The 10,230-nt window shown below is 71.0% G+C and carries 8 protein-coding genes and 1 pseudogene; 5 read left to right on the top strand and 4 right to left on the bottom strand.

Features of this window, described 5'->3' with window-relative positions; genetic code table 11:
- Positions 1 to 272 precede the first annotated feature (272 nt).
- Positions 273 to 2,624: a transglycosylase domain-containing protein gene (locus ABVB68_RS15200; RefSeq protein ID WP_353601521.1), complete on the bottom strand. Its 2,352-nt coding sequence runs from the start codon at positions 2,622 to 2,624 to the stop codon at positions 273 to 275.
- 575 nt (positions 2,625 to 3,199) lie between these two features.
- On the opposite strand from ABVB68_RS15200, the gene wblA reads away from it, so the two are divergent.
- Positions 3,200 to 3,538: a transcriptional regulator WblA gene (gene wblA / locus ABVB68_RS15195; RefSeq protein ID WP_353601540.1), complete on the top strand. Its 339-nt coding sequence runs from the start codon at positions 3,200 to 3,202 to the stop codon at positions 3,536 to 3,538.
- A 413-nt stretch (positions 3,539 to 3,951) separates the two neighbouring features.
- Here wblA and bagB read toward each other — a convergent pair whose 3' ends face one another.
- Both bagB and bagA read right to left on the bottom strand, forming a co-directional pair.
- A complete protein-coding gene (gene bagB, locus ABVB68_RS15190; RefSeq protein ID WP_353601520.1) occupies positions 3,952 to 5,409 on the bottom strand; it encodes an ATPase BagB in 1,458 nt (485 codons plus the stop codon).
- The gene (bagA, locus tag ABVB68_RS15185) at positions 5,406 to 6,383 is read right to left on the bottom strand and encodes an ATPase BagA (protein WP_353601519.1); all 978 of its coding nucleotides are present in this window, start codon (positions 6,381 to 6,383) and stop codon (positions 5,406 to 5,408) included. The genes bagB and bagA overlap by 4 nt, the downstream gene beginning before the upstream one ends.
- 140 nt (positions 6,384 to 6,523) lie before the next feature.
- On the opposite strand from bagA, the gene sp36 reads away from it, so the two are divergent.
- The 4 genes and pseudogenes from sp36 (at position 6,524) to ABVB68_RS15165 (ending at position 9,226) form a co-directional block, all read left to right on the top strand.
- Complete coding sequence (gene sp36, locus ABVB68_RS15180) at positions 6,524 to 6,688, top strand: Sp36 family protein (RefSeq protein WP_353601518.1); 165 nt, start codon at positions 6,524 to 6,526, stop codon at positions 6,686 to 6,688.
- On the top strand, positions 6,685 to 7,149 hold the full coding sequence (locus ABVB68_RS15175; protein ID WP_353601517.1) for a RidA family protein: 465 nt from the start codon (positions 6,685 to 6,687) through the stop codon (positions 7,147 to 7,149). The genes sp36 and ABVB68_RS15175 overlap by 4 nt, the downstream gene beginning before the upstream one ends.
- A 68-nt stretch (positions 7,150 to 7,217) precedes the next feature.
- Positions 7,218 to 8,073 (top strand): annotated as a pseudogene (locus ABVB68_RS15170) (NUDIX hydrolase); the annotation flags it as partial.
- Between the two features lie 322 nt (positions 8,074 to 8,395).
- Entirely contained in the window at positions 8,396 to 9,226 is an 831-nt protein-coding gene (locus ABVB68_RS15165) for an MBL fold metallo-hydrolase (protein ID WP_353601516.1), read from the top strand.
- A gap of 218 nt (positions 9,227 to 9,444) precedes the next feature.
- Here the strand turns inward: ABVB68_RS15165 and ABVB68_RS15160 are convergent, their stop codons facing one another.
- Positions 9,445 to 10,119 (bottom strand): Crp/Fnr family transcriptional regulator, encoded by a 675-nt coding sequence (locus ABVB68_RS15160; RefSeq protein ID WP_353601515.1) that lies wholly within the window; start codon positions 10,117 to 10,119, stop codon positions 9,445 to 9,447.
- Positions 10,120 to 10,230 lie beyond the last annotated feature (111 nt).

Genomic DNA, 10,230 nt, shown 5'->3' with positions numbered 1-10,230 from the left:
CCCGCCGTCGTTGTTGTGCTGCCTTGCGGGCTGTGGTGATCCACCTCCCAGAGGGCCCCGGCCGGGGCGGGGGGGCCCCCGGGGCGCCGCCGGCCCCCCCCCACTCCTCTTCTTCCCGGGCTCTGCCCGAGTCTGCGGCCTCCGCCCGACTCTCCGGCCTCCGCCCGACTCTCCGGCCTCCGCCCGAGTCTGCGGCCTCTTCCCGACTCTCCGGCCTCCGCCCGACTCCCCGGCCTCTCCCCGACTCTTTTCCCGCACTAGCCGGAGTCGTCCTAGTGTCGGCGGCCCCCGTGGCCGCCGGTCCCGTTGTTGCCGCCGTTGTTCTGGCCCTGGATGAAGTTGCCCGGGAGGGAGAAGGTCGGTGCCGGGGCGGTGCCGCCGGTGTTCGTGCCTCCGTTGGTGCCACCGCCGTCAGTGGTGCCCCCGTCCGCCGGGCCGCCGATCAGCCCGCCGATCAGTCGTCCCCGGCCGCCGTTGTGCCCGTTGTTCCCGTTGTTTCCCTGGTCCGCCCCCGCGTCGCCCCTTCCCCGGTCGTCCGGGTTCGGGTCGTCGGGGATGTCGACCAGCTGGAAGTCCGGGGCGGGCCGGCCCTCCAGGGCGCCGGTCATCATGTCGCGCCAGATCGGGCCGGGGACCTCACCACCGAACACCTTGTCGTACGGGACTCCGCCGATGGTGATGTTGGTCATCTTGCGCTTGTGCTGCGGGTCGCCGACCCACACCGCGCCCGCCATGTTCGGGGTGTAGCCGACGAACCAGGCCGCGAAGCGCTCGTCCGTCGTACCCGTCTTGCCCGCGCTCGCCCGGCTGTCGAGACCGGCCTCCTGGCCCGTACCGTCCTCGACCACGCCCTTGAGGAGCGTGTTGACGGTGTCCGCGGTCTTCTCCGACATCGCACGCGAGCACGTCGACTTCGGCACCGGCAGCGACTTCTGCTCGCTGCCGACCTTCTGGGTGATCGACTCGATGGCGACCGGCGTGCAGTACATCCCGCGTGAGGCGAAGGCGGCGTACGCGCTCGCCATCGTCAGCGGGGACATCTCCTGGGTGCCCAGCGCGATGGACGGGGCCTGCTGGATCTTGCGGCCGTCCGCGCGCGCCACGCCCATCCTCTTGGCCATGTCGGTGACCGGGCAGATGCCGATGTCGCTGATCAGCTGCACGTAGTAGGTGTTGACCGACTTGGCGGTCGCCTCCTTCATGCCGTACGGGCCGTGCTCCGACTCGTTCTCGTTCGTCAGCTTGGTCGGCTTGCGCGGGTCGTCGTGCCAGATCTTGCCGTTGCAGGCCGACACGGGGCTCGGATACGTCATCTCGTACGGCGACGAGTACTGCTGGGTCGGGGACTTGCCGCCCTCGATCGCGGCCGCCGCGACGATCGGCTTGAACGTCGAACCGGGCTGGTAGCCGGCGCCGCCGCCCATGTCCGCGTTCACGGACAGGTTGATCGACGTCTCGTGTTCCTTGGTGTTGACGCCGTACGGGCGCGACTGGCCCATGGCGAGGATCTTGCCGGTGCCGGGTTCCACGACGGTCGTGGCGGTCGCGACGGAGTCGGTCTTGTAGACGTGCTGCTTGATGGACTCCTGCGCGGACCGCTGCGCCTGCGGGTCGAGCGTCGTACGGATCGTCAGGCCGCCCCGGTTCCAGAGCTTCGCCCGCGCCTCCTTGGTCTCGCCGAAGGTGGGATCGGTCAGGACGACCTGGCGTACGTAGTCGCAGAAGAAGCCGGCGCCCTTCACCGCGGTGATGCAGCCGTTCTTGGGCCGGCTGGGGTGGAGCCCGAGCGGCTTCTTCTTGGCGTCGTCGGCCTGCCCCTGGGAGATGTCGCCCAGTTCCGCCATGCGCTGCAGGACGATGTTGCGCCGCTTGGTGGCCTCGGCCTCGTCGTTGACCGGGTCGTAGCGGGTCGGGGACTGCACGATGCCGGCCAGCAGTGCGGCCTCCTGCACGGTCAGGTCCTTGGCGTGCTTGGAGAAGTAGCGCTGGGCGGCGGCCTCGACCCCGTAGGCCTGCTCACCGAAGAAGGTGATGTTCAGGTAGTTCTCGAGGATCTTCTTCTTGCCGAGCTTGTCCTCGATCTGGATCGCGTACTTCAGCTCGCGGATCTTGCGGCCGAGGGTCTGCTGGGTGGCCTGGGCGACCTTCGTCGGGTCGTCGCCGGCCTCCTCGATGAAGTAGTTCTTCACCAACTGCTGGGTGAGCGTGGAGGCGCCCTGGGCGACCCCGCCCTCCTGCGCGTTCTTGTTCAGGGCGCGCAGCACGCCCTTGAGGTCGACCGCGCCGTGCTGGTAGAAGCGCGAGTCCTCGATCGCGACGATCGCCTTCTGCATGTACGGCGAGATGTCCGTGAGGTCGACCACCGTACGGTCGCGGGAGTAGACGGACGCGATCTGGTCGCCCCGGCTGTCCAGGATCGTCGTGCGCTGACTGAGCTGTGGGCTCTTCAGGTTGGCCGGGATCTCGTCGAAGCTCTTGACCGAGCCCTTGGCCGCGAGGCCCAGCGCTCCGGCCGCGGGCAGCGCGATGCCCGCCATCACGGCTCCCGCGAGCACACTGACACCGAGGAACTTGGCGGCCTGCTGTGTTGCCGACAGGCCACCGCCCGAGCGCTTCTTTGGCATGGGGGCAGCCTAATCCGTACCCCTGTGCGTTCCGAGGGACCGGCTCCCTGTCGGGATGTTCGGGTGCCGGATCGTGACGTACGGCCGCGGCACCTGGACAGGCGCAGAACGGCGCCGGCCCACCTCACGGGCGTGGCACGGCATGCCCCGGCACGGCGGCAGGGCAGAGTGGGGGGCCTACCTTCTCATTCGCCGGACACGCGCGCAGGCCTTGGCCTAAGCTGCTCCCAACTGTCACAGCAGCGCGGCCACGTATCAATACGTCCGGCGACCCCGAATCGTTCTGGACCTGCCCCGTTTTTCTGAGGGGAACGTGTCCGAATCCGCCTCGTGTGTCACCTGACGCCCGGTGTGACACACCACAGCTGTCCCGGATTGCCGGGATGGTCGCGCATGTCGCCAGCTCACTCCCGCGGGTGATCTGCCGCTTACCCATAGTCCGTTCGGGCCATTCAAGATTGGGCCCGAAGGGGGTGTTGCGCTGTGCCCACCTTCCGTAACGTCCTGAACTGGCGGCGGTGAATATGCCGCTGCCGCCGTGGGGGAGCCTCGATTCGGGAGAGGACGGCGCCGGTATGGGCTGGGTAACCGACTGGAGTGCGCAGGCTGCCTGCCGCACTACCGATCCGGATGAACTGTTCGTTCAGGGAGCAGCGCAGAACAGGGCCAAGGCGGTGTGCACCGGATGCCCGGTACGCACCGAATGCCTGGCCGACGCGCTGGACAACCGCGTCGAATTCGGCGTGTGGGGAGGCATGACCGAGCGGGAACGCCGCGCACTGCTGCGCCGGCGGCCCACCGTGACCTCGTGGCGCAGGCTGCTGGAGACCGCTCGCTCGGAGTACGAGCGGGGCGTCGGGATCGTGCACCTCGACAGTGACGACGTATACGAGAACTACGCAGCGGTGAGTTGATGACGACACGGCGATGAGCTGAGGGCGACGCAGCGGCGAGCTGGGAACCGCGCGGTGGCGCACCGAGGACTACGCGACGGTGCGCCGAGGACTACGCGGCGGTGGGCCGAGGCCTTCGCCCTTCGGTACACCCTGGGAGACAGGGGAAGCGCCATGGGGCACGGAATGCGCACCGGGGTACGGGCGCGTCGATCGGGCTTGCGAACGGAAGAAGCCGCGGTCGCCCCACGGCCGGCTCGCAGCCGCCACAGCCGCGCGCTGCGACCACGTGGGCACGCCCGCGACCGCTGACCCCGTCGGCATCCCCCTACACACGCGTGCCCCGAACGGACGTGCCCTGCACAGCCAGGTGCTGCACAGGCGGGCGCCGCGCCGCCGGGATGTCCGGCAGTCCGGTGTCGCGAAGGCCGGTGTTACGAAGCCTCCGTGCGGCCCGTCGTGCCCGCGGCCAGGCGGGTGCCGATGTTTCGCAGTCCCGTGAGGTCATGGACGTCACCGGGGAGCGCGGGTACGTCGACCACCGCCACCTCGGGGTGACGGGCGGTGAACCGGTCCCGCGTGCGCCGCTCGCGCGCGAGCAACTGCATGCGCTCGGCGTGCAGCCGCAACAGGCCTGCGGCGAGCCGGTCGACGGGGCGTTCCGTATCGGCGGGGGAGCCTTCCTCGGAAGCGGTGTCACCGGCTGCGCCCTCGGAACCGGCCGCGGTCCCGGAACCGGCTGCGGCCTCGGAACCGGCCGCGGCCTCGGATGCCGGAGTGCTTGAACTGCCGTACGTGTCGGGAGAGTTACGAAGACCAGCTTTCCCGTCCCCCTGATCCACAATGCGGGGGTCCTCAAGATTTTCCGCGGCGGCGAGTGCCCGCTCGGCCGACAGCCCGCCGGCCTCGCTGCCGTGCACCCGGTTCAGCACCAGACCGACCAGGGGCATCTTCTCCGCGTCCAGTCGCTCCACGAAGTAGGCGGCCTCCCGCAACGCGTCCCGCTCCGGCGCCGCCACCACCAGGAATGCCGTGCCGGGCGCCTGGAGCAGCTTGAACGTGGCGTCCGCGCGCGTACGGAAGCCGCCGAAGGTGGTGTCCATCGCGGCCACGAACGTCTGCACGTCCTTCAGCAGCTGACCGCCCAGCAGCTTGCCCAGCGTGCCGGTCATCATCGACATGCCGACGTTCAGGAAGGCCATGCCTGCGCGGCCGCCCAGCTTGGCGGGGGCGGTGAGCAGACGGATGAGCCGGCCGTCCAGGAAGGAGCCGAGCCGCTTGGGGGCGTCCAGGAAGTCCAGCGCCGAGCGGGACGGCGGGGTGTCGACCACGATCAGGTCCCACTCCTCCTTCGCGCGCAGCTGGCCCAGCTTCTCCATCGCCATGTACTCCTGCGTGCCCGCGAAGCCCGCAGAGAGCGACTGGTAGAAGGGATTCGCCAGGATCACGGCCGCCCGCTCGGAGTCCGCGTGCGCCTCCACGACCTCGTCGAAGGTGCGCTTCATGTCGAGCATCATGGCGTGCAGTTCGCCGTCGCCCTCGGTGCCCTTCACCCGGCGCGGCACGTTGTCGAGGGAGTCGATGCCCATCGACTGGGCCAGCCGCCTGGCCGGGTCGATGGTCAGGACGACCACCTTGCGGCCCCGCTCGGCCGCCCGCAGCCCGAGGGCCGCCGCGGTCGTCGTCTTGCCGACCCCGCCCGAGCCGCAGCACACCACGATCCGGGTCTCGGGGTCGTCCAGCAGCGAATCGACGTCGAGGACCCGCGCGGGGGACAGCCGACGGCCCGTCTCCTGCGCCTCGGCCGCCTTACGACGATCGGTCGCATTAGGCCCATCGGGTGCCTTCCGCCCCTCGAAGGCCCCACGTTCCCCGGCCGGGTCCGGACTCATGACAACCCCTGCTTCCGCAGCTCGGTGGCGAGTTCGTACAGGCCCGCGAGGTCTATGCCCTCCGCGAGCAGCGGCAGTTCGTGCAGCGGCAGGCTCAGCTCGCCGAGGACCGCGCGCTGCTCCTCCTCCAGCGCGTACCGCTCGGCGTACTCGGCCGCCTGCGTCAGCAGCGGGTCCACCAGCTTCTCGGCGTTCCCGCCGCGCCGGGCCCCGCCGAGCCCCGCGGCCGAGAGCGTCTGTGCGACAGACGAACGCTCCACGGTCCGGACGAGTTCCAGATCGGCCGCGTCCAGCACCCGCGGCCGGACCATGTTCACGATGACCCGGCCCACCGGGAGCCGTGCCGCGCGCAGTTCGGCGATCCCGTCGGCGGTCTCCTGGACCGGCATCTCCTCCAGCAGCGTCACCAGGTGCACCGCCGTCTCCGGCGACTTCAGCACCCGCATCACGGCCTGCGCCTGATTGTGTATCGGGCCGATCTTCGCGAGGCCCGCGACCTCGTCGTTGACGTTCAGGAAGCGGGTGATGCGGCCGGTGGGCGGGGCGTCCATGACCACGTAGTCGTAGATGAACCGCCCCTTCTTGTCCTTGCGGCGCACCGCCTCGCACGCCTTGCCGGTCAGCAGGACGTCCCTGATGCCCGGCGCGATGGTGGTGGCGAAGTCGATGGCGCCGAGCTTCTTCAGCGCCCGGCCCGCCCCACCCAGCTTGTAGAACATCTGGAGGTAGTCCAGAAGGGCCAGTTCGGCGTCTATGGCGAGGGCGTGCACCTCCCCGCCCCCTGGAGCGACGGCGATCTTGCGCTCCTCATAGGGCAACGCCTCCGTCTCGAAGAGCTGTGCGATGCCCTGCCGACCCTCGACCTCCACGAGAAGCGTCCGCTTCCCCTCGGTAGCGAGGGCCAGCGCGAGGGCGGCGGCGACCGTCGTCTTTCCGGTCCCGCCCTTGCCGCTGACGACCTGGAGCCTGCTCACATCTTCGAGACTAACCAGTCCGGCCGAAAGTCACGCGGGAGGCTGTGGACGACAGCGGCCATAGTCGGCCATGTGTTCGGTGGAAAACGGCCGTCCCGGTCGGCGATCTGCCCTTCCGGCGCAGCGGCTACAGTCGGCCCATGACCAAGAAGTGGGAATACTCGACCGTGCCGCTGCTCGTCCATGCCACGAAGCAGATTCTGGACACCTGGGGCGAGGACGGCTGGGAGCTCGTCCAGGTCGTGCCCGGGCCCAACAACCCGGAGCAGCTCGTGGCCTACCTGAAGCGGGAGAAGCAGGCGTGAGCGCGGTCGAGGCCAAACTGGCCGAAAGGGGCCTGACCCTGCCGGAGGTCGTACCACCGCTGGCCGCCTACCAGCCGGCCGTGCAGTCCGGTGTCTACGTCTTCACCGCGGGCCAGCTGCCGATGGTGGAGGGCAAGCTGCCTGTCACCGGCAAGGTGGGCGCGGAGGTCACGCCGGAGGAGGCCAAGGAACTGGCCCGCATCTGCGCGCTGAACGCGCTGGCCGCCGTCAAGTCCGTCACCGGCGACCTGGACCGCATCGCGCGCGTGGTGAAGGTGGTCGGTTTCGTCGCCTCGGCGTCCGACTTCACCGGGCAGCCCGGCGTCGTCAACGGCGCCAGCGAACTGCTCGGCGAGGTACTGGGCGAGAAGGGCGTGCACGCCCGCAGCGCGGTCGGCGTCGCGGTGCTGCCGCTGGACGCGCCGGTCGAGGTCGAGATCCAGGTGGAACTCGCCCCGTAGGCCCTCACGACCCCCGCTGACCTCGGGCACCTCTCGAACATTCGCCCTACACGGGATAGCCTCCGGCCATGGCGAACGGTCAGTGGTACCCCCCTGAGTGGCCCGACCGCATCCGCGCGCTCGCGGACGGCACCCTCACGCCGGTGGCCCCCAGGCGCGCGGCCACGGTGCTGCTCCTGAAGGACACCCCGGGCGGACCGGCCGTGCACATGCTCCGCAGACGTGCCTCCATGGCCTTCGCCGGAGGCGCGTACGCGTATCCCGGCGGTGGTGTCGACCCGCGCGACGACGACCACCGGGTCCGCTGGGCGGGCCCCACGCGCGCGTGGTGGTCCGAGCGGCTGGGCGTCGACGAGAACGGCGCCCAGGCCATCGTCTGCGCCGCCGTACGGGAGACGTTCGAGGAGGCCGGCGTGCTGCTCGCCGGGCCCGACGCGGAATCGGTCGTCGGCGACACCACCGGCGAGGACTGGGAGGCCGACCGGGCCGCCCTCATCGCGCACGAGCTGTCCTTCGCCGAGTTCCTGGACCGGCGCGGTCTGGTGCTGCGCTCGGACCTGCTGGGCGCGTGGGCCCGCTGGATCACCCCGGAGTTCGAGGCCCGCCGTTACGACACCTGGTTCTTCGTGGCCGCCCTCCCCGAGGGGCAGCGCACCCGCAACGCCTCCACGGAGGCCGACCGCACGGTGTGGATCCGGCCCGGGGAGGCGGCCGGCGGCTACGACAAGGGCGAGTTGCTGATGATGCCGCCCACCATCGCCACCCTGCGCATGCTGGCCCCGTACAGCGCCGCCGCCGAGGTGCTCGCGGCCGCCCCCGCGCGCGACATGACGCCGGTGCTGGCGAGCGCCCGCCTGGCGGACGGCGAGATCGTCCTGTCCTGGCCGGGCCACGAAGAATTCACCAAACACGTCCCGACGACGAGCCCGGACACGGCGCCTTCCGACACGTACGCCGTGCCGCCCTCCGGGACGACCGCCCAAGCGCCCTCCAGCGCGTCCGCCGAGGCGCCCTCCAGCGCGTCCGCCGAGGCGCCTTCCGGCACGTCCGCCGAGGTGCCTTCCGGTACGTCCGCCGAGGCACCCTTCGGCGCGTCCGCCGAGGCGCCTGCCGTGACGGCCGCCGAGGTGCCTGCCGGCACCCCTGCCGTGCCGCCCTTCGGGACGACCGCCGAGACGCCCTCCGGCACGACCGCCGAGACGCCCTCCGGGACGGCCGCTCCGACGACGACCGGTGGAGGTCCCGCATGACCGACGCTGCCGCCCTGCCGGGTCAGCCACGGGGCTCGGTGCTGTCGGGGCCCGCCACCGAGCGGGCCGTCAACGTCCTCGCGCCCAACGCCTCCGCGATGACCCTGGACGGCACCAACACCTGGATCGTCGCCGAGCCCGGCTCCGACCTGGCCGTGGTGATAGACCCGGGTCCGCTGGACGACGGCCACCTGCGCACCGTCGTGGACACCGCCGAGAAGGCCGGCCGGCGCATAGCCCTGACCCTGCTCACCCACGGCCACCCCGACCACGCCGAGGGCGCGGCCCGCTTCGCCGAGCTGACCGGCACACGCGTGCGTGCCCTCGATCCGGCGCTGCGCCTCGGCGACGAGGGCCTGGCCGCGGGAGACGTGCTCACCGTCGGCGGCCTGGAGCTGAGGGTCGTGGCGACCCCCGGGCACACCGCGGACTCGCTGTGCTTCCATCTGCCGGCCGACCGGGCGGTGCTGACCGGGGACACCGTCCTCGGGCGCGGGACGACCGTCGTGGCCCATCCCGACGGGCGGCTCGGCGACTATCTGGACTCGCTGCGGCGGCTGAGGTCCCTCACGGTGGACGACGGCGTGCACACCGTCCTGCCGGGCCACGGCCCGGTCCTGGACGACGCCCAGGGCGTCGTCGAGTTCTATCTGGCCCACCGCGCCCACCGGCTCGCCCAGGTGGAGACGGCGGTCGAGGACGGCTACCGCACGCCGTCCGAGGTCGTCGCGCACGTCTACGCCGACGTCGACCGCTCGCTGTGGCCGGCCGCGGAGCTGTCCGTGCGGGCCCAGCTGGAGTATCTGCGCGGGCACGGGCTGATCTAGCCCGGCGCGGGCCGTACGACCGCGCACGCGCGCGTACGGCGCCGTTTCCGGGCACTCGGGCCGAGGGAGCCGGAGAGACCGCCCGGCTCCCGCGAGACGGGCCCTGGGCGTTCTACGTCTCAGCGGGACCGCTTGGCCAGGCGTTCGACGCCTCAGGGGGACCGCTTGGCCAGGCGTTCGACGCCTCAGCGCGACCGCTTGGCCAGGCGTTCGACGTCTCAGCGCGACCGCTTGGCCAGACGCTCGACGTCCAGCAGGATCACGGCGCGGGCCTCCAGACGCAGCCAGCCGCGCTGGGCGAAGTCCGCGAGCGCCTTGTTCACGGTCTCGCGGGAGGCGCCGACCAGCTGGGCCAGCTCCTCCTGGGTGAGGTCGTGGACGACGTGGATGCCCTCCTCGGACTGCACGCCGAAGCGGCGGGAGAGGTCCAGCAGGGCGCGCGCCACGCGGCCGGGGACGTCGGAGAAGACCAGGTCGGACATGGCGTCGTTGGTCTTGCGCAGCCGGCGGGCGACCGCGCGCAGCAGGGCGCCGGCCACCTCCGGGCGGACGTTCAGCCAGGGCTGGAGGTCACCGTGGCCGAGGCCGAGCATCTTGACCTCGGTCAGCGCGGTCGCGGTGGCGGTGCGCGGGCCCGGGTCGAACAGCGACAGCTCGCCGATCAGTTCGCTGGGGCCGACGACGGCGAGCATGTTCTCGCGGCCGTCGGGCGAGGTGCGGTGCAGCTTGACCTTGCCCTCGGTGACGACGTACAGCCGGTCACCGGGGTCGCCCTCGTGGAACAGGGAGTCGCCGCGTGCGAGGGTCACCTCACTCATGGAGGCGCGAAGCTCCGCGGCCTGCTCGTCGTCGAGTGCCGCGAAGAGCGGGTTGCGCCGCAGGACGTCGTCCACGAGTTCTCTCCTTGTCGACCTGCTCAGGGGATCTATCTCCCCTACGTGCCAGGGGACCGTGTTCCCCATTTTGCCGGACGGTCCAAACAGTGTGATCTGTCACAAGGATGC

The organism is Streptomyces sp. NPDC096012, from assembly GCF_040426375.1.
Taxonomy (GTDB): Bacteria; Actinomycetota; Actinomycetes; order Streptomycetales; family Streptomycetaceae; genus Streptomyces.
This window is presented reverse-complemented; position numbering and strand designations above follow the sequence as displayed.

What these genes read in the sequence shown, in the direction of transcription:
- ABVB68_RS15165 (WP_353601516.1), top strand. Translation starts at nt 8,396, where the DNA reads ATGACCGACGCTGCCGCCCTGCCGGGTCAGCCACGGGGCTCGGTGCTG.
- bagB (WP_353601520.1), bottom strand. Translation starts at nt 5,409, where the DNA reads ATGAGTCCGGACCCGGCCGGGGAACGTGGGGCCTTCGAGGGGCGGAAG.
- sp36 (WP_353601518.1), top strand. Translation starts at nt 6,524, where the DNA reads ATGACCAAGAAGTGGGAATACTCGACCGTGCCGCTGCTCGTCCATGCC.
- wblA (WP_353601540.1), top strand. Translation starts at nt 3,200, where the DNA reads ATGGGCTGGGTAACCGACTGGAGTGCGCAGGCTGCCTGCCGCACTACC.
- ABVB68_RS15200 (WP_353601521.1), bottom strand. Translation starts at nt 2,624, where the DNA reads ATGCCAAAGAAGCGCTCGGGCGGTGGCCTGTCGGCAACACAGCAGGCC.